We start from the raw sequence: 23,539 nt of genomic DNA, 5'->3' as shown, positions 1-23,539 counted from the left end.
ACAGGTAGCGCATACATCGGAGAGCTCAAGGAGGAGCCGTCCATGCACCGCACCGCCAGAACAGCCTCTGCCGCCACCGCGCTCGCGCTGGCCTTCGGAATCACCGCGTGCGGCAGCTCCGGCGGTGAGGGAGCCGCCGCCGACAAGAAGCAGACGCTCACCGTCTGGGCCATGGGTGCCGAGGGCGAGAAGCTCGCGGAAGTGGCCTCGGTGTACGAGAAGGCCAACCCGCACATCACCGTCAAGGTCACTCCGGTCGGCTGGGACGTCGCCCATCAGAAGCTGGTCTCGGCCGCCGCCGCCGGCAATCTGCCCGATGTGGCCCAGATGGGCGGCAGTTATATGGGCGAGTTCGCCGAACTCGGCGTGCTGGAACCGGTGGACACCACGGTCTTCAAGAAGGACACCTTCTTCCCGGCCGCCTGGCAGCAGGGCGAGATCGACGGCGAGGTGTACGGCGTCCCGTGGTACGTCGACTCCCGTGTCCTCTACTACCGCACCGATCTGGCGAAGAAGGCCGGTGTCGAGAAGCCGCCCGCCACCTGGCCGGAGCTACGGCAGCTCGCCAGCGCCTACCAGGACAAGGCCGGCACCGAATGGGGCATCTTCATCCAGCCCAGCGGCCTGGACACCGTACAGAGCTGGTATCCCTTCCTCTACTCGGCCGGCGGCGAGGTCGTCACCGACGACGGCAAGGCGGTCGTCAACAGCCCGGCCTCCGTCCGCGCCCTGGCGGAGTACGGCTGGTACTTCGACAAGGGCCTGGCCAAGAAGAGCGTCGCGCCCGGCTATGACGTACTGAAGGACTTCAACACCGGTGACGCGCCGATGTTCTTCTCCGGTCCCTGGATCATGACCCTGATCAATGACGGCTATCCCGAACTCAAGGACAAGTGGGGCGTCGCGAAGGTCCCGGCCGACCAGGGCTCCGTCTCCATGGCGGGCGGCTCCAGCCTCGTCGTTTCCAAGGACAGCGAACACAAGGCCGCGGCCCAGGAGTTCATCGCCTATCTCACCGGCACCGAGGGCCAGCGGGACTGGTTCACACGCTCCAGCGATCTGCCCGCCAATACCGCGGCCTGGGACTCCGGCAGGCTCGCCGACGATCCGGCCCTCCAGGTCTTCCGTGAGCAGATGGAGTCCTCCAAAATCACGCCGGTCCAGCCCCGGTGGAGCGAGATAAGTTCCAAGGTCGATGACGCCATCGCCTCGGTGACTCAGGGCAAGTCCTCGCCGCAGGAGGCCGCCGGGAAGGCGCAGTCCGAGATCGAAGGGCTCGTGGAGCAAGCGCGATGAGCACCTCGACCGAGCCTGCCGCCCGAGGGGCCCACGCGGTCCCGGTGAAGTCCGGGCCGGAGGCCCGTCCTCCGGCCCGCCGGGCGGGCGGCGGCCGGCACCGCCCGATGGGTGTGCAGAATCTGGCCGGGTGGCTCTTCTCCACTCCCTTTCTGGTGCTGTTCGCCGTCTTCATGGCCTTCCCGATCGTCGCCACGCTCGCCATGAGCTTCACCGACTTCGGGCTGCGCGATGTGACGGATCCGTTCTCCGCGGAGTTCATCGGCTTCCGGAACTACACCGAGCTGTTCGGTGACGAGAAGTTCCTCAAGTCCTTGTTCAACACGGCGTACTTCGTGGTCGTCGGCGTGCCGCTCACCATCGGCGCGGGGCTCGCCGCCGCCGTTCTGCTGAACGGCGGTATCGACCGGGCACGTACCGTCTTCCGGGTCGGCTTCTACGCACCGGTGGTGACCAGCATCGTCGCGGTCGCCGTCGTCTGGCGCTTCGTCCTCGACCCGTCCGACGGACTGATCGCGGGCCTGGCCTCCGAAGTCGGGCTCACCGGACCGGACTTCCTCGGCTCCGAGGCGCTCGCCATGCCGTCGCTGATCCTCATGGCGGTCTGGCGCAATCTCGGTACGGTCATGGTGCTCTTCATCGCCGGTCTCCAGGCCGTCCCCACCGACGTACGGGAGGCGGCGCGGCTGGACGGCGCCGGTGCCTGGCAGGAGTTCCGCCGGATCACCCTCCCGATGCTGCGGCCCACCACGCTCTACGCCACGGTGATCACCACGATCGGCTATCTCAATGTCTTCGAGGAGCCGTTCGTGATGACGCAGGGCGGGCCCTCGGACAGCACGCTCACCGTCTCCCTGAACATGTACCGCCAGGGCTTCAACTTCTTCCACATGGGCTATGCGAGCGCCATGGCGTATGTGCTCTTCGTCGTGATCATGGGCATCACCGTGCTCCAGCTCCGTCTGCTGAAGGACAACACGAAATGAGCGCCGCACACACGCCGCCCCGGACCCCGGCCCCGGACCCGGCCCCGCCGACGCCGACCCGCACGTCGGCCGCGACCAAGGCCTCCGCGCCGGCCGGACGCGGCGGCGCGCGCACCGAGCGGCTCAAGAGGCCCGGTGCCTATGTGCTGCTGTCGCTCGGACTGCTGCTCATGGCCACGCCGTTCCTCTGGATGGCGCTCTCCGCCTTCAAGACCGACCGTGAGCTGCGGGCCAGTCCCCCGGTCTGGATTCCCACGGAGTGGACCCTCGATCACTTCACCCGGCTGCTGGACCGGTTGGACCTTCCGCTCCACTTCTTCAACTCCGTGGTCGTCGCCGTGCTGGTGACCGTCTCCAATCTGGTGTTCTGCTCGATGCTCGGCTACGCCCTGGCCAAGCTGCGGTTCGCGGGCCGGAACAAGGTCTTCGCCCTGGTGCTGGGCGCGCTCATGGTGCCCGGCAATCTGATGCTGCTGCCGCTCTTCGTCCTGATGAGCAAGTTGCAGCTCATCGATTCGTACGCGGGGCTCGTCCTGCCGTTCGCCGCCGGAGCCTTCGGTGTCTTCCTGATGCGCCAGTTCATGCTCTCGGTCCCGGACGAACTCCTCGAAGCGGCCCGGCTGGACGGCGCGGGCGAGTGGTACATCTTCTGGCGGATCGTGATGCCGCTGGTCAAGCCCGCGCTGGCGACTCTCGCGATCCTCACCTTCCTCAGTTCGTGGAACAACTTCGTCTGGCCGCTGATCGCCACCAACGATCCGCACAAATACACGCTTCCGGTGGCCCTCGCGACCTTCGCCACCGACCCGAACCAGTCCGCGGGTTCGAACGGGATGCTGATGGCCGGCTCCTTCCTGATCGTGCTGCCGGTGCTGCTCGTCTTCCTCGTACTCCAGCGGTACTTCACCCAGGGCATCGCCACGGCCGGTCTCAAGTAACGGCCCGCGTTCGCCGCGCCCGTACCTCCGGCGGCTCACGCTCGCCGCCGTACACACACGCACCTCCACACGCACCTCCGCACCCCCCTACCAGAAGGTTTGTACTTCCATGACCGAAAAGTCCGCCGCTCGCGCCGACTGGGAGTCGCGCATCGGGAAGCCCAGCGACGAGCGGCTCACCGGCATCGGGGAGCTTCCGGCTCCGCTCGGTCTGTCCGCCGAGGACGGCACCGGCCATGTGCTGCTGACCTGGCGGCCGGTGGCAGGAGCGCTCGGCTATCTGGTGCACCGCGCCGACTCCGCCGAAGGGCCCTTCGAGCCGCTCGACCATCTCGGCGGTGATGTGCTCGCCGTGCCGCATCCGCCGTACGCCGACACCCTCGGCGTGCCCGGCCGCGGCTATTTCTACAAGGTCGCCACCTGGTCCGACAGCGGAGCCGGTGAGCTGTCGGAGGCCGTTCCCGGCTCGCCCAGGGCAGCGGGCTCGCGCCCGGCCGAGGTCACCGTGGCGGTGGACGCCGCCGCGCCGGCCACCGAACTGCCGGGTGTCTGGAACCGGATGATCGGCGCCGAGCACTTCTCCCTGCTCACCTGGGAGAAGCCCGGTGCGGGCGGCTCCGATGTGGCGAAGGAGTACGGCGAGGCGCTTGCCATCGTTCGCGACGAGATCGGCGTACGGTCCGTGCGCGCGCACGGCACCTTTCTGCCGGAGACCGTGACCGTCCGGGACGACGGCTCCTTCGACTTCTCCGGCCTCGACGCGGTGTACGACCGCTTCCTGGCCACCGGCCTGCGGCCCGTCGTCGAACTCTCCTTCATGCCGAGGGAACTCGCCTCCGATCCCGGCTACACCGTCTTCGGCTACAAGGCGCTGGTCTCCACCCCCGCGCGATGGGAGCGCTGGGGCGATCTCTGCCGCGAGCTGACCGTCCATCTCCAGGAGCGGTACGGCCGCGACACCGTCGCCGGCTGGGAGTTCGAGGTCTGGAACGAACCCAATCTGGAGGTGTTCTGGAACGGCAGCCAGGACGACTACCACCGGCTCTACGAGACCGCCGTACGCGCCGTGAAGGGCGTGGACGAGCGGATCCGGGTCGGCGGGCCCTCCTCCGCCGCGGCCGGCTGGGTCGGCGCGCTGCTGGAGTACTGCCGGGAGCGCGATGTCCCGGTCGACTTCGTCTCCACCCATACCTATGGCAACGCTCCGCTGGACTTCCGTCCGATGACCCGCGCCTTCGCCGCCGCGACCGGCAGGCCCGAGCCGGAGATCCTCTGGACCGAATGGGGCGTCACACCCACGCACTTCCACCGTGTCAGCGACTCCGTCTTCGCCGCGCCCTTCGTCCTGCGCGGGATGAAGAGCGCTCTGTCGTCCACGGACTGTCTCTCCTACTGGGTCGCCTCGGACCAGTTCGAGGAGCTGGGCTGGCCGCCCCGGCTCTTCCACGGCGGCTTCGGACTGCTGACCGTCGGCAATCTGCGCAAGCCGCGCTTCTGGGCGCTGTATCTCCTCTCCCGGCTGGCCGGCGGCCGGATTCCCGCGGCCGTCACCGGCGACGGCGCGGAAGGGCTCGTGGAGTCCCTCGCCACCCGGGCCGAGGACCGTTCGACCGTGGACGTCCTGCTCTGGAACGGGACCCTCGACCAGTCCAAGCTCGACGGCGCCACCGTGCTCGACCGCGCCGCGACCGTACGGATCGGCGGGCTGGAACCGGGCGCCGTCCATACGGTCGAGTCGCATCGCGTCGATGAACGGCACGGCAATATCCGGGCCGTCTGGCAGGACCTGGACGGCGGCGACTGGCCCGACGAGCAGCAGTGGGCGAAGCTGCGCGCCGCCGACCGGCTGCCCGCGGAGGAGCTCGCGCCCGTCACCGCGGACGCCGACGGCACCGCCGTGCTGACCGTCGGTCTTCCCAATCCGGGCATCCGCTTTCTGCGTTTCACGCGCGTCTGATCCGCGCTTCGGCCGATCCGCAGGCCGACGGCATCCGACCGCCGTCGGCCACCGCACCACCACGGCCACCGCACCGCCACCGCACCGCCAACAGAACAGTCATGGCCACAACTCCACATCCGACAAGAGGAGCTGGACTCTTATGGACCGTCGCACGTTTCTCACCGCCGCGGGGACCGGGGCCGCCGCCCTGTCCCTCGGAGCCGTATCCGCACCTGCACTCGCCGCGCCTGCCGTATCCGCGTCGCGTGCCGGTGTCCCCCACACCTCCGACACAGCGCTGCTGCGCCGCTGGTTCCGCGATACGTATCACTCGATCGAGGCAATGACGACCGATCTCGGTCTCGCCGCGGACAAGATCGACGTCAGCGGTCCCGGTACGCCCGTGCCGTCCCGGAACACCTCGCCGACCAATATCGGCTGCGGTCTCTGGTCCACCGTCGCCGCGGCCGGCCTCGGAGTGATCGACCAGGACACCATGCGCCGCCGGCTGGCCCGTACCGTCTCGGCCGTCGAGCACCTCGAACGCCACCACGGCTTCTGGCTCAACTGGTACGACGCCCACGACGGTTCCGTCCTCACCAGCTGGCCGGACACCGGCGATCCGATCCGTCCCTTCCTCTCCTCCGTCGACAACGCCTGGCTCATCACCGGTCTGCGTATCGCCGCCGACGCGGATCCGTCGTTGCGCCCTCGCGTCGCCGCGCTGCTCGCCACCGCGGACTGGTCGTACTACTACACGCCGTACGACCCGGCGGACCCGGTGGCCCGGCCCGGCCAGCTCCGCGGCGGCTTCTGGACCGACACCGGCGAGCCCACCGGTCACCATTACGGAGCCCTCAACACCGAGCCGCGCATGGCCAGTTACCTGGGCATAGCCGATGGCACCCTGCCCGGCGAGCACTACTGGCACATGCTGCGCACCTTGGTTCCCGAGAACGGGCAGGAGCAGCCGCCGCAGGGAACGTACGACACCATCGACGGTGTCCGTGTCTGGCAGGGCCACTACACCTACCGGGGCCGCAAGCTCGTTCCCACCTGGGGCGGCTCGATGTTCGAGGCGCTGATGGTGCCTCTCTTCGTACCCGAGACCGAGTGGTCGCCCGGCTCCTGGGGCATCAACCACAGCCGCTATGTCCGTTCCCAGATCGAACACGGCCTGGCGGAGACCGGCTACGGCTACTGGGGCTTCTCGCCCTCCAATGTGCCCGAGGGCGGCTATCAGGAGTACGGCGTCGACGCGATCGGCATGCAGATCGACGGCTATGCCTCCAACACCGACCGTACTTTCGTCACGTACGGCGAGCCGCTGCCGCCCGCCTCCGCCTACACCAATGGCGTCGTCACGCCGCACGCCTCCTTCCTCGCGCTCCCGCAGGCGCGTACGGAGGCCCTCGCCAATCTGAAGGCGCTCGCACGTGACTTCGGCGCGTACGACGACCGCTACGGCTTCCGCGACTCCGTCAATGTGGGAACGGGCCGGGTCAGCGACTTCGTGCTCGCCCTCGATCAGGGAATGATCGCCGCCGCCCTCGCCCAGGAGTTGCGTCCGGGCCTGCTCCAGCGGCCCTTCCGTACGGGCGGATTCGCCTCGCGGGTACGGCCGCTGCTGGCGAAGGAGCGCTTCAGCATCCAGCCGTGACGCAGCCCCATCCCGCGCGGTACGCCGTCCAGTCGCCCTCCCTCGCGGCGAAGTCGACATAGATGGCGACCCCGAACCGCTCCCGGTCGCGGTCCGTGCGCCCCAGGCCCAGCCTGATGCCACGGACCGCCGCCGCGACGGTCTCGGTGTGGCCGTGATGGCTCATGTCCTCCTCGTAGTAGAAGGGCAGTCCCATCAGCAGATCGGTGCTCTCGGGTGTGACCTCCAGGGCGAGCGTGGTCTGCTGGGCGACATAGCCGCCGTAGAGGCTCTCCAGCGGCATCGCGGTGTCGTAGGACATGACCGCGATCTGGTCGACCCGCCGGGCCACCTGGGCGAAGAAGGCCTGCGACCACCACTTGGGGTGGCCGGTGAGGGCTCCGGCGACGGAGTGCAGCGCGGGCAGCGGGTCTATCTGATGGGCGGCGACCGAGAGCGGCACCTGCCGGGCCTTGGTGAGCGCGCGCAGATCGTCCAACAGCGAGAGATAGTCCTGGTCGCCCGAGTGCAGCGGCTCCAGATCGAAGTGGACGCCGTCGAAGCCCGCGTCCAGGATCTGTTCCGCCGAGCGCACCACCGCCGCGCGCGACGCGGCCAGCTCCAGACGCAGCCCCTCGGGCCCCTCGGTGGCCAGTTCGTCGCCGAGCCAGGCGTGCACCCGTACGCCCGGGATCGTGCGGTGTACGGCGTCGATCAGCCAGCGGGCGCGGGGATAGCGGGCCTCGGGCAGGGTGCCGTTGTGCTCCAGCGGTCCTGCGTGGACGTACAGCTCGCGTATCCCGGTGCCGCGGATGCGCTCCGCGAAGGCCGCGAGATCGGCGTCGTCCTTGCGGCCGTCGACCCAGGCGTGGCCGAGCCAGATCGCGTCCCGGCCGCGGGTCTGTGTACCGTCCTCGATGTCGCCCGCGTAACCGATCCGCAGTGCCACGGCTGCCGTTACCGTCGGTACGACCAGCAGCAGGGCCAGCGCCAGCGCGATCCGCTTGGGCCATCTCGCACGCCGGCTCCGCCAGACCCGTACAGCTGTCCGCCCGAATCCACGCAGCCGTCCCCGCAAAGCCGTCCCCTCCCCCTGGCGCCGTGGCCGACCGGCCACGAAGGGTCCAGGTTACGCACCGGAACCGGGCACCGGACGATCAGGATCCATTCCGTGAGTGATCGCACGAGGTCAGGCCCGGTCTCGAACGGTCCGGTCACTAACGGCCCAGTCGCGAACGGTTCATCGCGGACATAACCTCCCAATTGTGACGCCTGTTGTGAGTTCGCCCCGGACCCACATAGCCGGCCGGGCCTTCCTGACCGTCCTGGTCCTGGTCTGCTGCCTGGTCATACCCCCGGCCCAGGGCGCACGGGCGGAGGGTCCGGTCCCGCTGTCCCAGCAGGGGCAGATCACCGACCATGTGGGGGCGCTCGACGACCGCAGATCGGCGGTGAGCGATTCACTCGATCGGCTCTATACCGACACCCGCGTCCAGCTCTTCGTCGCGTACGTACGCGATTTCTCCGGCCGCACCCCGCAGAACTGGGCCGACACCACGGCCGTACGCAATGGCCTCGGTCGGGACGACATCCTGCTGGCGATCGCCACCCACGCCCGGCAGTACGCCTACTCGGCCGACCCCGGCGCCCCGCTCTCCAAGACCCAGCTCGCCGAGGTCGCGAGCACCGCCGTCGAGCCCGCGCTGCGGCAGAACGACTGGGCGGGCGCGGCGATCGGCGCCGCCGACGGATACGGCGCGGTACTGGCGGGACAGCCCGTACCCACCCCCGCCATCACCCCCGGCGAACCGGACCCCGGCGGCCGGGCGGCCAACGGAGGCGCCGCGACCAATCTGGTCCTGCCGATCGCCGTCATCGTCGCGGCGGCGCTCATCGCCGCGTACGTCTACGGCAAGCGCAAACGGCGGGTGGCGGCCCGTACCTCCCAGCGCGCCGCCCAGCAGGGCTGGGGCTCACCGGGCACCGCCCCGCAGCCACCGCCGACCCCGCTGCCCGAGCTGGACGCCCGCGCGAAACAGACCCTGGTCGAGACGGACGACGCCCTGCGCACCAGCCAGGAGGAACTGGGCTTCGCCACCGCGCAGTTCGGCGAGGAGGCCGCCGCGCCCTTCACCGACGCCGTGCACTTCGCGAAGGGGCAGCTCACCTTGGCGTTCCGGCTTCGGCAGCAACTGGACGACGCCATTCCGGAGGACGACGAGACCCGCCGCCGGATGCTGGACGAGATCCTCGCCCGCTGCAAGGAGGCCAGCGACCGGCTGGACGCCGAGTCCGAGGGCTTCGACCGGCTGCGGGCCCTGGAGCGCACCGCGCCCCAGGCCCTGGAGTCGGCCGGCGAGGCGTTCCGCGAGCTGAGCGGACGCGTCACCACGGCCCGCACCACGCTGGCCGCGCTGCGCGAACGGTACGCCGACTCCGCCTCCGCTCCCGTCGCGGACAACGTCCAGCAGGCCGAGGACCGGCTGACCTTCGCCTCCGCCGGCCTCGACGAGGCGCGCGGTCTGATCGGCGCGGGCGACAACGGCCGGGCGGCCGTGCATGTACGGGCCGCCGAGGGCGCCGTCGGCCAGGCCGCCACCCTCGCCGAGGCCGTGGAACGGCGCGCGCAGGAACTGGCCGAGGCGGCCGGGAAGCTCCCCGGCGCGCTCACCGAGACCGAGACCGATCTCGCCGACGCCCGCGGCCTGCTGCGCGGCACCACCCCCGGGGTGTCGACGGGCGACCTCCAGGGCCGGATCAGCCGCGCGGAAACGGTGGCGGCGGAGGTACGGCGTGCGGTCGACGCCGGACGGTACGACCCGATCGACGCCCTGCGCCGGGTCGAGGAGGCGGACGCGGTCCTCGACGAGGCGCTGACCGGGGCGCGCGAGCACGAACAGGGCATCCGCCGGGCCGGCACCCTCCTCGACCAGGCCATGCTCAGCGCGCGCTCGGCCATCGGCGCCGCCACCGACTACATCACCACCCATCGCGGCGCCGTCGGCAGCCAGGCCCGTACCCGGCTGGTGGAGGCGCAGCGGCGGCTGGAGCGCGGGCACGCGGCGGCGTCGGTCGACGCGCAGGCCGCGCTCGCCGAGATCCGGCTCGCGGACGAGCTGGCGCGGGAGGCCCAGTACCTCGCCGAGCAGGACGTCCAGTCGTACTCGTACTCGTACGAGACCCAGTACGCGGGCCGCGGCGCGCCGGGCGCGGGGGTCGGCGGCGCGATGCTCGGCGGGATCCTCCTCGGCGGTCTGTTCGGCGGCGGCTTCGGAGGGGGGTTCGGCACGGCCGGCGGCTTCGGCGGGGGATACCGCGGCGGCGGGCGTCCCGGCAGCTTCGGCGGCGGCGGTACGCGCGGCCGGATGGGCGGCGGCGGCCGCTTCTGACGCGGTGCCCCTGTTTCAGCTCCCTCGACTCACCTTCCCCACAAGGATCCTCACAAGGAGAAGACCAATGACCAAGCAGACCATCCTCGGACGGGTCACCCAGCTCGCGAAGGCCAACATCAACGCGCTGCTGGACCAGGCGGAGGATCCGCAGAAGCTGCTCGACCAGCTCATCCGCGACTACATCAACAACATCAGCGAGGCGGAACAGGCGGTGGCCGGCACCATCGGCAATCTGCGCCTGCTGGAGCAGGACTACCGCGAGGACGTCGAAGCGGCCCGCGAGTGGGGCGTGAAGGCGCTCGCGGCGAGCAAGAAGGCGGACGAGCTGCGCTCGTCGGGCCAGGGCCACGAGGGCGACACCTTCGACAATCTGGCCAAGGTGGCACTGGAGCGCCAGCTGCAGTCGGAGAAGGAGGCGAAGACCGCGGAGCCCGCCATCGCCGCCCAGACGGAGGTCGTGGACAAGCTCAAGACCGGTCTCGACCGGATGAGGTTCAAGCTGACGCAGTTGCAGTCGAAGCGCGACGAACTGGTGGCGCGGGCCAAGACGGCCGAGGCGCAGAACCGGATGATGGACGCGGTCAAGAGCATCAATGTGCTCGACCCGACCAGCGACATCGGGCGGTTCGAGGACAAGGTGCGGCGCGAGGAGGCGAGAGCGATGGGCAAGCAGGAGCTGGCGGCCTCGTCGCTGGACGCGCAGTTCGAACGGCTGGACAGCGTCGGCGACCGCGCCGAGGTGGAGGCACGGCTGGCGGCCCTGAAGGCGGCCTGAGCCCGCTGCCTCACCGCACTGCCTGCCTCACCGCACTGCCTCACCACGGGCGAGTCCGGACGGGCAGGGCGGCGGCCGGGCGGGGTGACGGACGGGCAGGGCTTGCGGCCGGGCGGGGTGGCGGCCCTGCCCGGAGGCGACCCGACCGTAACTGACGGCCCGTCAGAACATGCTCATGAGCTGCTCGATCGTCGGCTCCGTCGCCGAGTCCCCGCCGGGCAGCGCGAGTTCGAACCAGACCGTCTTCCCGCGCGGGGTACGACGCGACCCCCACGCCGCGCTCAGCAGGCCGACCAGTTGCAGCCCCCGGCCGCCCTCGTCGGTGTCACGGGCCCGCCGCCGCCGGGGCTGGACCAGGCCCGCGTCCCACACCTCGCAGACGAGCGTACGGTCACGGAGCAGCCGCAGCCTGATCTCGCCCTCGCCGTACCGCAGGGCATTGGTGACCAGCTCGCTGACCAGCAGCTCGACCGTGTCCACCAGCGGTTCGAGGTCCCAGGCGAGAAGCTGCGCGCGGGCGAGTTCGCGGGCCCGGCCCACCGAGCGGGCCTCGCGCGGCAGCCGCCAGTCGCCGACCGCCTCGGCGGGCAGCCCCTGGATCCGGGCCATCAGCAGGGCGATGTCGTCCTCGCCGTGCCGGGTGTCGAGCGTGGCGAGGACATGGTCGCAGACGTCCTCCAGCGGGCGGCCGGGGTTGGCGAGCGCGGCGCGGAAGGCGGTCAGCCCCTCGTCGAGCGGATGGTCCCGCGACTCGACGAGTCCGTCCGTGTAGAGCGCGAGCAGCGCGCCCTCCGCGAGATCGACCTCGACCTGTTCGAAGGGTTCACCGCCCACCCCGAGGGGCATCCCGGGCGGCACATCGAGCATCAGCGCCTCTTCGCCCGGCTCGACCAGGACGGGCGGCAGATGGCCGGCGTTGGCGAAGGTGCAGCGCCGGGTGACCGGGTCGTAGACCGCGTACACACAGGTGGCGAGATAGACCTCGGCCAGGTCCGCGTCCCGGGTCTTGTGGGCGACCCGCGACGCCTGCTGGGCACCGCTCGGGGTGCCGAGGCCCCGCGCGATCTCGTCGAGCGCGGACAGCACCTCCGCCGGCTCCAGGTCGAGCAGCGCCAGGGTGCGTACGGCCGTACGCAGCTCCCCCATGGCGACGGCGGCCCGCAGCCCGCGTCCCATGACATCGCCGACGACCAGAGCGGTCCGGTGGCCGGGCAGTTCGATGACGTCGAACCAGTCGCCGCCGACCTCGGTGGCCGTATTGCCCGGCAGATAGCGGCAGGCGATGTCCAGTCCGGCCGCCTCGGGGTCGCCGGGCGGGAGCAGGCTGCGCTGGAGGATCAGCGCGCGCTCGTGCTCCCTGCGGTAGAGGCGGGCGTTGTCGATACAGACCGCGGCGCGCGCTGCGAGTTCCACGGCGAGCGCCCGGTCCCGTTCGCCGAACGGCTCGCTGCCCTTCGTACGGGAGAACTGGACCAGCCCGATGACCGTGTCGTGCGCGACCATCGGCACGGCCAGCGTGGACTGGATCAGGCTGCCGGCCTCACCGGGGATGGACTGCACCCGGCCGGTGCGCAGGGCGTTCGCGGTGAGGGAGGTGAACGGGAACCGGTGGACGGCGCCAAGCTCCGGCGGTACGTCCCCCGTACCGCCGGCACCGGTCAGCGGGACGTCGGACACGGCGCTCGCGGAGGCGACCCGGCGCAGCCGCGCGCTGCCGCCGCCCGTGTCCTCGCCGGAGAAACCCCACCGTCCTGGCGGGGCCTCGTCGCCGGTGAGCAGGCTCTGGTAGAGGTCGACGGACGCGAGGTCGCAGAAGCCGGGCACGGCGACATCGAGCAGTTCGCGGGCGGTGGTCTCCAGATCGAGGGAGTTGCCTATCCGGGCGCTCGCCTCATTGAGGAGGGCCAGATTACGGCGGGCGCTGGCGGCCTCGCGGGCGGCGATATGACGGCGGGTGACATCCGTGCCGACCCCGGCGACCCCGATGGGGCGGCCCGATCCGCTGTGCACCCGGTAGAGATTGATCGACCAGTGCCTGCGTTCCTTGCCGCCGGGCTGGGTGCCGACGATCTGGAGGTCGGTGACCGACTCCCCGGTCCTGAGGACCCGCTGGAGGGCGGCGGTCATCCGCTCGGCCTCGGGGCGGGACAGATAGTCATGGACCGTACGCCCGCGGTGGTCGCCCGCCTCGCCGCCGAACACGGTGACGAACCGCTCGTTGGCGCGCTGCACCTTGAGATCGGTGCCGAACAGCAGGAAGCCGAACGGAGATTGGCCGAAAATAGCCTGCGAGGAGGCGAGGTCGGTTTCGATCCGGCGCAGCGCCCGGACGTCGACGACTATACAGAGCGCGCCCCGCTCGCCACTCTCCGTCTCGCTCGGCATCACATAGACCTCGGCGAGCCCGTGCTCCGCGCGGGCCCCGTGACCGCCGGGGCTACGGAACGGGACCAGGCCGGTCCACTCCTTGCCGTCGAGGATCTCCCTCATCCGGCGGTGGCCGCGCGGGCGCAGATCGGCCGGTACGAACACCTCGACCGGGTCCTTGCCCCTGACCTGGTGCGGACCGACTCCGAACAGCTCGGCGGCCCGCTGGCTCCACTGGTCGACCAGCCCGTCGGGGCCGATCGAGAACGAAGCGACTCTGACGTAGTCATAGATCGAGCCGGGCGGACTGCTCTGCCATACGACGTCGCCCGCCGTCCCAGATATCTCGCTCACGCGACCGTCCCCTCCAGCTCACGCACCGGACCGGCCATGCCCGCAGTATTCAGCACTACGGCCCCGGCCGACACGCCGTTCACGATCACAGCACGGTCTCGTTCTTTTTGAGCCGACTCGGAACGTGATCGTTGTCCCCTCACACTTCTAACCAGGCAGAGGCAGCTCGAACCACACGGTCTTGCCCGTCTTCCCGCGCCGGGTGCCCCAGCGCTGGGCCGACCGGGCCACGAGCTGGATCCCGCGGCCCCCTTCGTCGTCGGGCCCGGCGGGGCGCGCGGTCGGGGGGTCGGGCAGCGGATCGGACACCTCGGCGAGCAGCGCGACGGGGCGGGGGGCGGGGTCGGGGGTGCCGGGGCCGACCGGATCGGGGCTGCCGGCGGGGTCGGACCTGGGGCTGCCAACGGGGTCGGAACCGGGGGCGGGATCCTGGGCGCGGAGAGTGAGCCGTACCCCCACAGGCCCTGAGGCATAGCGCAGCGAGTTGGTCACCAGCTCACTGACCAGCAGAACCGCCACATCACAGACGGCAGGGGGCACCTTCCACGCTCGGAGCGTGTCGCGGGCGGCATGGCGGGCGGCGCGCACGGAATCGAGTTCGGCGGAGAAGGTCCACTCGGCCTCTGCGCCGTCCTCTGTGTCGAGCAAGCCGATCACTTCCCAAGACCGACGGCGGGGCCGCATCCCTTCTGAAGGGGTTCAAGACTGAACTGAAGGGGTTCAAGACTGAAGGGTTCAATCAGCTCATACCCGATATTCAGGGCGGTTATCGCCACGGCACACGCACGGGCCACCCCGTCCTGGCGCACCGGGGCCGGCGCGGAGGCGGCGGGCGGCTTCGGCGACGGCCGGGCGGTCCTGGTCGAGCCAGTCCACCGTATGGATCTCGTCAGCGCCCAGCCAGCGCAGCTCGTCGTGGTCCTCCAGGGGCAGGGGCTCGCCGGAGAGCAACTGGGCGGTCCACACCTGGAGCACATAGCCGGGCTTGAGCGGCCACTCGCCGGGGATCCGCTCCACGGGCCGTGTCTCCACGCCCAGTTCTTCCCGCAGCTCGCGCACCAGCGCCTCTTCGGGACCCTCGCCCGGCTCCAGCTTGCCGCCGGGCAGCTCCCACCGGCCTGCCAGCTCGGGCGGCGCGCTGCGGCGGGCCGCCAGCAGCCGCCCCCGGTGGCACAGGGCGCCCGCCACCACGACTCGATCGCTCATGCGCCGGAGCGTAACGCGGGTATGAGCGCCACCGCGGCCCGGGCCCGATGGGCAGTCCGGCACGGGCGGGCGGTCCGGCGGCACCGGCGCACGGCTCTCAGCAGGCGGTCCGGCAACGGCGCGCGGCTCTCAGCGGACGGCCCTAGTGGGCGGCTCTAGTGGGTGGTCTGGCCGACGTGCTCGACCGAGTAGAGCTCCTCGTGTCCGCGGTCACCGAGACTGTCGGCCATCTTCCGCGCCTCGTCCTCGGTGGCGTATCGCCCGACGCGGTAGCGGTTGCCGTTGTCGTCCTCGCGTATGACCAGCCATGGGAGCGCGACCGTGCTGTCGTTCATCGAGCTCCTCCCGCCGCCGGCCTGCATCTCTGTGAAGATCCCCAGGAAACCGCACTCCGCATATGCCCGAGCCTACGCCTGACCTTTACTCAGCGGATACGGGTTTTCACAAACAGGTACCTATCCGGCCAACAATGCGCCCGAAAACCGGGGGCATGCGCGAGCGTACGCCGTCGACAGGCCCGGCGCACAGGAAAATTGACGGTCAGTTACCTGACAGAGAGTTACCCGGCCCGCGCCACTTGACGGACCGGGGCCGTCCGGACGGCCCGGGGCCGCTTGGAGGGTCCGGGGCGCCGCTTGCCCGACCCGGGACGCGACCGCCCGCGTCCGGGCTGCTCGCCGGGGCCGGGGGCCGGCTGCTCGCCGGCCTTGCCGGGGCCGGGCGGCCCGGCTGCTCGCCGGGGCTACTTCACCGACATGTGGTACGCGATGCGGTACCGGTCGGCCGGGACCACCATCTCCGCCGTCTCCACCGCCCGCCCCGACGCGAAATACGTACGCTCCAGGACCATCACCACATGCCCGGGCACCCCGCCCAGCGCCAACAGCTCCTCCGCCAGCCCCGGCCGTGCGCCGACCTCCTCCAGCACGTTGTCCACGACGACGTCGATGGCCGCCATCCGCTCGACCACCCCGCAGCCGCCGAGCGGCCCCTCCTCGGGCAGCATCACCGGCGTGCGCCCCGTGACCGCCAGGGGCTCCCAGGAGGTGGAGAGCATCATCGGCTCGCCCGCGTCCCGGAAGACATAGCGCGTCCGCATCACCCGGTCGCCCGGCTGGATGCCCAGGCGGAGCGCGATCGCCGTCCCCGCCTCCGCCTGCTCGCTGCTGGACTCCCACGTGCCCCGCGCGCCCGCCTCGGCCTGCTCCTGGCGGAAGGGGCTGGAGCCGGACGGCGGCCGGTACCCGGCCCGGGAGATCCGGCGCGGCACCGGCCGCTCCCGTACGTACGTACCCGACCCGGAGCGGCCCTCGACCAGCCCCTCGGCCATCAGCACCTTGCGCGCCTCCAGCGCGACCGTGTCCGAGACGCCGTACTCCTCGCGGATACGGGCCTGCGAGGGCAATCGGGTGTGCGGCGGCAGCGCTCCATTGACGATCTTGTCGCGCAGATCGCTCGCAACGCGCAGATAGGCGGGCTGCTCACCGAAGGCCACGGGCACTCCCATCAGGTTGACAGACAGCAACAGCCTGACAACCCTGGGTTGTTGACCGCAAGCATGGGCCAAAGTTTCACTCGATGTGATGACCTGGGGTTTAGCAAGGCCCTGGCACCCGCGCCGACCTGGGAAAGTGCGAAGCTGGCCGCCATGACGACGATGTACCTCTGCCCGGCCGACGGCACCCGCGCACCCGTCGCGACGGCGCCTTGGTGCTGCCCCGTCTGCCGGGGGCCCTGGGACCTCGGCTTCGAGGCCGCCCCCGTACCCCTGAAGTCCCTTTCCGGGCGCCTCAATTCGCTCTGGCGGTACGAGGAGGCGCTGCCGCTCGCCGCGCCCGCCCTCAGTCTGGGCGAGGGCCGTACCCCGCTGGTCGAGCTGACGCCGTCCGTCTCCGCCAAGCTCGACTTCCTGATGCCGACGCTCTCCTTCAAGGACCGGGGCGCGGTGATGCTGGCCGAACTGGCGCGGCGACTGGAGCCCGAGCGGGTCGTCGCCGACAGCAGCGGCAACGCGGGCACGGCCGTCGCGGCCTACTGCGCGCGGGCCGGGCTGCCCTGCACGGTGTTCGTACAGGAGGCGACCTCACCGAAGAAGACCGAGCAGATCCGGGCCCATGGCGCACGCCTCGAACGCGTCCCCGGCGACCGCGAGGCCACCGCCCTGGCCGCCCGCGCCGCCGCCGGCGAACCCGGCACTTTCTATGCCAGCCATGTGTACAACCCGTACTTCCTGCACGGCACCAAGACCTACGTCTACGAGCTGTGGGAGGACCTCGGCGGACGCCTGCCCGAGGCGATCGCCGTACCCGTCGGCAACGGCACCCTGCTGCTGGGCGCCGCGCTCGCCATCGCGGAGCTGTACGGGCACGGGCTCATCGCCGAACGCCCCGCGCTGATCGCCGTCCAGGCCGAGGCCGTCTCCCCGCTGGCTGCCGCCTTCCACGCGGGCGCCGACGAGCTGCCCGCCAACTCCGGATCCGCTACCGCCCCCACCCTCGCCGAGGGCATCGCCATCCCGAACCCGCCGCGCGCCCGGCAGATCCTGCGCGCCGTACGCGAGTCCGGCGGCACCTTCCTCACCGTGACGGAGGACCAGCTACGCGCGGCACAGCTCGACCTCGCCGCCCGGGGCCTCTTCGTGGAGTCGACCGGCGTCGCCTGCTGGGCCGCGGTGGGCGGCTGGACCGGCCGCTCCGTTGTCGTACCGCTGTGCGGCGCGGGCGCGAAGACAGGCCTCGCGCCCGCGCGGTAGCCCGGCAGGGTTCATTCCGGGGTGTCGGGTTGACGGATGTTGCAGGCCTGGGGCGTGAGAGGGGTGCGGTCTCCCGCCGGCCTACCGCACAGCCTCGTGCGCTGGACCTCGCCGTCGTCGCCCTGCCGGACACGGATCAGCGCGACTCCGTGGCCCACGCGTTCGTCGTACACGGGGGCTTCGGTGAAGTCGACGGTGCCGGTCGCCATGCTCTTGAGTTTGACCGTTCTGAGGTTCGCCCAGGTGGTGGCCCGGTTCTGCGGTTCCCGCCGCAGGCCGCGGCTGGTGTCTTCGGCCGGGAGCCGCTGCGGCTGCCGACTGCGGCTGCGGCTCGCGGCCTCGTACAGGGCCTGGGTCGCGTCGTGCGACAGGGCGGTCTGGCCGTTGCTGAGAAAGGGGCTCTTGTACGACACGTCCTTGCCCTGGAGCCCCGGGAGGAAGTCCTCGGCGTTCGTATAGAAGGGAGGGTCGTCCTCCGCGGCCGTTTCGAGATCGGTCAGGGAGACGTGGTAGAGCGTCACCTTCTTGGTCACGTCCGCGCCGCGTCCGAAAGCCGCCTTGGACAGGTCGTCGCCCGTGATCACGGAAATCTCCTGATCGCCGCATCTCGAACTGAGCTGGGTCATCAGCGGACCGACGTCCTCGGTCCTTCCCGCGAAGTAGATGACGGACGGAGGGGTGTCCTGTGCGCAGAGCCCCTCGACCTGGTTCTCCAGTGACGCCGTCCGGACGGTCACCTGGTAACGCTCCACCGTCGTGATGAAGCCCTGCTTCTTCAGCATCTTGGCGCCGTAGTAGGCCTGCTCGTCGGTGTAGAGGTCGTCGCTGCCGCTGGTGTCCCGGGCGAGTACGACGGCGTGCTGCTTCCCCGGGGTACGGAGCTGGCCGACGAGGAGGCCGAGTTGCTCGGCCTGCCAGTTGTCGGGGGCGGCGAGGCTGAACCAGTTGGGCATCTGGGGCGGGAGGTACGAGGCCGAGTTCGTGCCCGACACCACGGGCAGGCCCGCCTCGACCAGCCGGTCGGCGGTGGCCAGACTGGTCTCCAGGTCGCGCCCCAGTCCGACCACGCCCACCACGGTGGGGTCCTTCTCCGCGTACTCGGCGATCCGGTCGGCCATCTTCCGCTGCCGGCTCATGTCGAGCCCGCCATTGGCCGGCAGGACACGGAGTTTGACCCTGTTCTCCTTGTTGATCGCCGCCTGGGCCAGATAGACCCCGGCCAGCTCCTCGGCCCCCTTCACGGGCGGGCGGCCGTCCTCGGGGTCGCTGCTCAGCGGTCCGGCGTACACCACGGTGACGTAGGAGCCCTGGTAGTTCCGCTCGACCTTCGCGTTCTCGGCGTGGATCCGGTCCTCCACCTGCGCAAGGGTCCATGGGACGGAGCTGTCCTCGGTGCTCAGGTCGGCGGGGCTGGGGGGACCGTCCGCGTCGGCGTTCTCGCCGTCGCTCCCGCTCCCGCTGCCGCCTTCGCCTTCGCCTTCGCCTTCGCCTTTGACGGCGAACCGTACGCCGCCCGTGGCGATCCCGATGCACTCGTCGCTGCCGCGCACGCCCTTGACGAGCTGGGTGTCATGGTTCGCGGTCAGAATCCCGGCGGAACAGTAACGGTGCCGGAGGTCCCACCAGGAATACCCGAGCAGGCCCACGATCATCAGTCCGGCGAGGGAGAAGACGGGCAGCGACCAGACGAGACGGGCGAGGGCGGGCCGCGACGGAGCCCGGGTGCACCAGCGGCGCTGCTCCTCAAGCTGCCGCAGTTCCGCGGTGGGCAGCGCGATCCGCAGTTCCCACGGCACCGCGCCGGACATGCTGGGCGACTGGCCGGCCCGCAGCCCGTGCTCCCACGCCTGATGGGCCCGTCTGATGCTGTCCCGCAGTCCGGCGGAGGCCGGAGCGGCCGGGTTGCTCGGGGCACCGGAGTGGCTCTCGTCGAGGAGATACACATCGTTCCTGGCGACGGAGGCCACGACCAGGAGCGGGTCGAGTTCGCTGCGGACGCTCCGTACGTCACTGACCGCCTTGATCAGCGCGATACCGCCGCCCCGCTCATCGGCGCCGGGCAGGAAGAGCACCGGTGGCCGGATGCGTTTGAGACCGCGCAGGTCCCAGCTCCGGCGGCGGTGGTTGTCCCGTAGATCTTCGAGCAGAGCCAGGACATGGAGCTGGAGCTGCGCCTGACCGCCCTCGCGCAGGCTCTCGGCCACATCGTTGGCGCGGGCCGCGATGGCCTTCCAGGAGCGGACCGGGTGCAGCATCCGCACTTCGGAGGGCTGCTGGCCGGCCACGGGCAGCAGGAAGGTCGTGGTCAGGAACCAGCGGCTCTCGCGGCGCAGCCACAGAAAGATCGGGGCACGGCCGGGCAGCCAGTAGTTCAGGGCGGTGAGCAGCACCAGGATGCCGAGGACCGCGGCGAGCGCCACCCAGAGTTCGACACTGGCCAGCAGTACGGCGAGTCCGGCGACAACACTGGCCGGGAGCACATGGGCGGTGTCGAAGAGGGAGGGACCGATCCGCCAGGGCGAGCCCGCCTTGGGCTTGGGCCGCCACCGCTGCTTGGCGAGCTGGTCGAGCAGCCGCTGCTCCCGATCACGTTCGGCGTCGGGCGCGGCGGACGCGCCGCTGTCCACCTCCCGTACGGCATCGTTGATGGCGCGCACGAGCCGCAGCCGGGGAAAGGCGTAGCGCCGGTACAGCGCCCCCGGCGAGTCCCAGCGCCGCGGCTCCCCCAACTCCCGCACAAGCCGCGCGGCCGGCACAGCCTCCCCCGCAACCTGCGCCGCCTGCCCGGGCACCTCGGCGACACGGCTGCCGTGCTCCTCCTGCCCGAGGCGTAATTCCTTGACGAGTTTCCCGATCTGTTCGTCCTGGGCTGACTCCTCGGCATGCAGAACGATCACAGGCATCAAAGGATCACTGGTACGGAATTCATGGATCAGCGTCTCGACATGCGCCTGAACATCGATCCCGGCCTGCGACGACATCCGCAAATGCCCCTGCCCACACTCCCCGGGGACGCTCCGGCTCCGCTTTGTCAAGGTAACCCCCCTTTACCCGCTGGTAGTTGCGAGAATATCCGTTACGGGAAGGACGGGAGAGGCCCTGAGCAACAAGGTTTCCGCCAACCGCGATTCCGGACCGGGGCATTGGCCATTGCCATATGTCACCCGAGAATCAACCCCGGAATTCGCCGATCTCGGCACCTGAAATGCCCCAGGACGGCCGAGCGCCCGGCCAGGACGACGAGGGTGTCGACGCGGCGCTACCGTAAAGCCATGACCGCACTGCCCGGCTGGATGCGCCCGCCCCGCGCGGAAGGCTGGTTCGCGGAGGACCTGGACCGCCTCCCCGAGGCACCCCGCCATACCGAGCTGATCGACGGAGCGCTCGTCTTCAGGGCGCCACAGAGGTGGTGGCACAGCCGCCTCGTCACCGGGCTGACGGTCGCTCTCATGGAGCAGACAGCGGACGGCATGGCGACCGCGCGGGAGATGACCATCCGGCTCGATGTCCGCAACCGCCCCGAGCCCGACCTTCTGGTGACGACAGCCTCGTATGACCCCGACCGGACCTAGTTCGCACCGGACGAAGTACGCCTCGTCATCGAGGTCGTCTCCCCCGAGTCCGCCCACCGGGACCGCACGGTGAAGCTCCGCAAGTACGCGGAAGCCGGCATCCCCCACTACTGGTGCATCGAGGACGAGGACGGCGCACCCGTCGTACATGCCTACGAACTCGACGAGCCGACCCGCTCCTACGCTCCCGCCGGCATCTTCCGGGGCTCGCTCCACCGCCCGGTGCCCTTCGAGATCAACCTCGACCTGACGAAACTCGCCCCTCCCCGGAGCGGCTGAAAGCCGGCACGGAAACGCGGAAGGGGGCGGCTCCCGAGCAGCCGCCCCCTTCCGAACCGCGCACCGCTACACGTTGAAGCGGAACGTTGAGTGCGGCGCTCTGACCTGCGAAAATATGGTTCTGGAAGATCGGATCCAGCACGGATCCAGCACGGTAGGACATCATCCAGCACACCAGGCCGCTTGCCGTACCGCCTGATCGTCCAAGGGTCCTCATCGGCGCCCGTCCATGATGCTCATTCCGGGTACGGCGGCGCCGTGTCGGGCTCCAGCCCCTCAACCTTCGCGTCAGGGTGCTTGAGCGCCCAGGCCCGGGTCCACCACACCATCACCCGCTCGCGCAGCTCAACCAACTCGGCGGTGAGCCGGTCAAGGTGTTCAACGCTCACCGTCTTGATCCTGAACCCGCCAGGCTCGACATTGAAGGGCTTGCTGTTCATCGCGCTGAGCACGCCATCGAGTTCCCCCCAAGGCCCATGCACGTAGGCATTGCGATGGTCCATGCCAGCCTCCACGTCAGCAAGGATCACACCCAGAACGTTCCGCATGGAAGAGTTGAGGTATGCGGCTACCGCTGCATACTCCAAGGTGAGCTTGACGAGCGGCTTGATCGTCCTGCCCTTGAGCTTGGCCGCCCGAGTCTGATCGGCGGCCAGGAGTAGGCCGGTGAGCTCTACCACCATCTCGACTGTTGCTGCCGTATAGACCATTCGCCCAAGGGCGGCATGGACCGGGGCAAGAGCATCGCCGGGCATGTCCTCGTCACTCACAGGGCAATTCTGTCACTCCGGTCAAGCTGCGGCGCCGTACCGGGATGGGTCCTGCGGCGCCTCCCCCTCCGGGCGCATGGCCATCTGCATGATGTCGCGGCAGCGGTCCCACGCCTCCGGGACGAGGTGGCCGTAGATGTCCACCGTCGTCTTGATCGACTTGTGGCCGAGCCAGCGGGAGACCTCGTGGATCGGTACCCCGTTGGCGAGGGCGGTCGAGGCAAAGAAGTGGCGGAGGCTGTGAGGCGTGTACTTCGCGGACCCGTCCGGGTTGACTAGGCCGGCCGCCTTGCACGCCTTCCGGAAGTGGTACGAGTACGTGTTGGCCGTGGGCATGATGCCCTTACCTCGCTCCCGAGGCGCAAAGTAGACCTCGACCACCTGTTTCCGGCCCCCCTTGTCCTCGAATTCAAGGGGAATCGGCGCCCACTCTTCTGCGTGAGAGTGACACTCGTCGACTATAAAAGGCGCCACCGGGACATCGCGGTATTCACCTTCCTGTCTATGCTTGAGCGGCACGAGCCGCGTCTTGCAATCATCGCGATGAGCTTTCGAGCTGATTTGCCACCGAACTCGAATGAAGTCACCACGCAGGCATCCGGTATGGAATGCCAGAGCCTCGCTGATACGCAGCCCCGCTCCTGCTTGGAGCGGAATCGTGAACTTGTACTGCGGCGAGATGTGCTGATGGATGAGATTCACCTCGAACAGCTCTGGGATCTCGTCCTCATCCACGGCATTGTTCGCCGGCGTGTTCTTCACTTCTCTGGTGGGGTCCTCCTGGATCAGCTTGTCTTCCTTCGCTGTCCAGAAGATGTGCTTGACGAGCTTCATCCGGTCGTAGACAGTGCTCTCCGCCAGGACCTTGCTGATGGACGCTTTGAAGTGCTCGATGTCCCTCTTGGTGATGCCGATCAGGGTCTTCCTGCCAAGGTGGGGTATCAAGTGGTTGTCTATGAACGCCTTGTAGTTCGAGAAGGTGGCGTCGGAGACTATTCGACGTGCAAGGTAGTCCTCGGCGTATGCCCGCAGACTGATCTTCCCGGCATTCGGGTCGACGTAGACGCCCTGGTCCTTGTCGGCCTCCATCTTGTTCCCGTAAGCCTCGGCCTGTGTCTTCTTAGGGAAGCTCGACTCGCGCTGTCGGCCAGTCCGCCCGCCGGGCTCGCGGTATCGCACGGTCCAGTCGTGGCCGCAGCGAACCTTCTCGCACGGGTAGAGCGGGCTGCGCTTATCTTCCTTGCAGCGCTGAAACACGGTGGCCATGGGGCCTC

General features: G+C 69.8%; 17 protein-coding genes and 1 pseudogene. 9 read left to right on the top strand and 9 right to left on the bottom strand.

What is annotated here, in order from left to right; all coding sequences use genetic code 11:
- Positions 1 to 42: 42 nt before the first annotated feature.
- The 5 genes from ACFU9P_RS07985 to ACFU9P_RS07965 all read left to right on the top strand — a co-directional run bounded on the left by ACFU9P_RS07985 (position 43) and on the right by ACFU9P_RS07965 (position 6,819).
- A complete protein-coding gene (locus ACFU9P_RS07985) occupies positions 43 to 1,296 on the top strand; it encodes a sugar ABC transporter substrate-binding protein (RefSeq protein WP_384078252.1) in 1,254 nt (417 codons plus the stop codon).
- A complete protein-coding gene (locus tag ACFU9P_RS07980; protein WP_384078251.1) occupies positions 1,293 to 2,282 on the top strand; it encodes a carbohydrate ABC transporter permease in 990 nt (329 codons plus the stop codon). The genes ACFU9P_RS07985 and ACFU9P_RS07980 overlap by 4 nt, the downstream gene beginning before the upstream one ends.
- The gene (locus ACFU9P_RS07975) at positions 2,279 to 3,220 is read left to right on the top strand and encodes a carbohydrate ABC transporter permease (protein ID WP_384078250.1); all 942 of its coding nucleotides are present in this window, start codon (positions 2,279 to 2,281) and stop codon (positions 3,218 to 3,220) included. Before ACFU9P_RS07980 ends, ACFU9P_RS07975 begins: the two co-directional genes overlap by 4 nt.
- Positions 3,221 to 3,329: 109 nt before the next feature.
- Positions 3,330 to 5,177, top strand: coding sequence for a glycoside hydrolase (locus tag ACFU9P_RS07970; protein ID WP_384078249.1), 1,848 nt, complete (start codon positions 3,330 to 3,332; stop codon positions 5,175 to 5,177).
- Positions 5,178 to 5,319: 142 nt separating this feature from the next.
- A complete protein-coding gene (locus tag ACFU9P_RS07965; RefSeq protein WP_384078248.1) occupies positions 5,320 to 6,819 on the top strand; it encodes a glucoamylase family protein in 1,500 nt (499 codons plus the stop codon).
- Here the strand turns inward: ACFU9P_RS07965 and ACFU9P_RS07960 are convergent.
- Positions 6,803 to 7,876: a glycoside hydrolase family 18 protein gene (locus ACFU9P_RS07960; RefSeq protein WP_384078247.1), complete on the bottom strand. Its 1,074-nt coding sequence runs from the start codon at positions 7,874 to 7,876 to the stop codon at positions 6,803 to 6,805. The genes ACFU9P_RS07965 and ACFU9P_RS07960 overlap by 17 nt on opposite strands.
- Positions 7,877 to 8,075: 199 nt before the next feature.
- Between ACFU9P_RS07960 and ACFU9P_RS07955 the strand changes: the two genes are divergently transcribed.
- Together ACFU9P_RS07955 and ACFU9P_RS07950 are read left to right on the top strand one after the other, a co-directional pair.
- Positions 8,076 to 10,187 (top strand): TPM domain-containing protein, encoded by a 2,112-nt coding sequence (locus ACFU9P_RS07955; protein WP_384078382.1) that lies wholly within the window; start codon positions 8,076 to 8,078, stop codon positions 10,185 to 10,187.
- A 67-nt stretch (positions 10,188 to 10,254) separates the two neighbouring features.
- Positions 10,255 to 10,965, top strand: a complete 711-nt coding sequence (locus ACFU9P_RS07950) for a PspA/IM30 family protein (RefSeq protein WP_376378253.1) — start codon at positions 10,255 to 10,257, stop codon at positions 10,963 to 10,965.
- A 162-nt stretch (positions 10,966 to 11,127) separates the two neighbouring features.
- Here ACFU9P_RS07950 and ACFU9P_RS07945 read toward each other — a convergent pair whose 3' ends face one another.
- The 5 genes from ACFU9P_RS07945 to ACFU9P_RS07925 form a co-directional block, all read right to left on the bottom strand.
- Positions 11,128 to 13,686 carry a SpoIIE family protein phosphatase gene (locus ACFU9P_RS07945; protein ID WP_384078246.1) on the bottom strand — a complete coding sequence of 853 codons (2,559 nt, stop codon included), beginning with the start codon at positions 13,684 to 13,686 and terminating at the stop codon, positions 11,128 to 11,130.
- A 147-nt stretch (positions 13,687 to 13,833) separates the two neighbouring features.
- Positions 13,834 to 14,343: an ATP-binding protein gene (locus tag ACFU9P_RS07940; RefSeq protein WP_384078245.1), complete on the bottom strand. Its 510-nt coding sequence runs from the start codon at positions 14,341 to 14,343 to the stop codon at positions 13,834 to 13,836.
- Between the two features lie 87 nt (positions 14,344 to 14,430).
- Entirely contained in the window at positions 14,431 to 14,892 is a 462-nt protein-coding gene (locus ACFU9P_RS07935) for a (deoxy)nucleoside triphosphate pyrophosphohydrolase (protein WP_384078244.1), read from the bottom strand.
- A gap of 155 nt (positions 14,893 to 15,047) precedes the next feature.
- Complete coding sequence (locus ACFU9P_RS07930) at positions 15,048 to 15,227, bottom strand: SPOR domain-containing protein (RefSeq protein WP_376378241.1); 180 nt, start codon at positions 15,225 to 15,227, stop codon at positions 15,048 to 15,050.
- A 407-nt stretch (positions 15,228 to 15,634) separates the two neighbouring features.
- Positions 15,635 to 16,387 carry a GntR family transcriptional regulator gene (locus tag ACFU9P_RS07925; protein ID WP_376378383.1) on the bottom strand — a complete coding sequence of 251 codons (753 nt, stop codon included), beginning with the start codon at positions 16,385 to 16,387 and terminating at the stop codon, positions 15,635 to 15,637.
- A 153-nt stretch (positions 16,388 to 16,540) separates the two neighbouring features.
- Here ACFU9P_RS07925 and ACFU9P_RS07920 point away from each other — a divergent pair, with 153 nt between their 5' ends.
- Complete coding sequence (locus ACFU9P_RS07920) at positions 16,541 to 17,644, top strand: threonine synthase (RefSeq protein ID WP_384078243.1); 1,104 nt, start codon at positions 16,541 to 16,543, stop codon at positions 17,642 to 17,644.
- A gap of 11 nt (positions 17,645 to 17,655) precedes the next feature.
- On the opposite strand, the gene ACFU9P_RS07915 is transcribed toward ACFU9P_RS07920, so the two are convergent.
- On the bottom strand, positions 17,656 to 20,625 hold the full coding sequence (locus ACFU9P_RS07915; protein WP_384078242.1) for an ABC transporter substrate-binding protein: 2,970 nt from the start codon (positions 20,623 to 20,625) through the stop codon (positions 17,656 to 17,658).
- A gap of 291 nt (positions 20,626 to 20,916) precedes the next feature.
- Here ACFU9P_RS07915 and ACFU9P_RS07910 point away from each other — a divergent pair.
- A pseudogene (locus tag ACFU9P_RS07910) lies at positions 20,917 to 21,495 on the top strand (Uma2 family endonuclease).
- A gap of 236 nt (positions 21,496 to 21,731) precedes the next feature.
- Here ACFU9P_RS07910 and ACFU9P_RS07905 read toward each other — a convergent pair.
- Together ACFU9P_RS07905 and ACFU9P_RS07900 are read right to left on the bottom strand one after the other, a co-directional pair.
- On the bottom strand, positions 21,732 to 22,265 hold the full coding sequence (locus ACFU9P_RS07905; RefSeq protein ID WP_384078241.1) for a hypothetical protein: 534 nt from the start codon (positions 22,263 to 22,265) through the stop codon (positions 21,732 to 21,734).
- A 21-nt stretch (positions 22,266 to 22,286) separates the two neighbouring features.
- Positions 22,287 to 23,531: a tyrosine-type recombinase/integrase gene (locus tag ACFU9P_RS07900; RefSeq protein WP_384078240.1), complete on the bottom strand. Its 1,245-nt coding sequence runs from the start codon at positions 23,529 to 23,531 to the stop codon at positions 22,287 to 22,289.
- Positions 23,532 to 23,539: the final 8 nt, after the last annotated feature.

Origin of the sequence: Streptomyces sp. NPDC057617 (assembly GCF_042800555.1) — a bacterium.
Taxonomy (GTDB): Bacteria; Actinomycetota; Actinomycetes; order Streptomycetales; family Streptomycetaceae; genus Streptomyces.
This window is presented reverse-complemented; position numbering and strand designations above follow the sequence as displayed.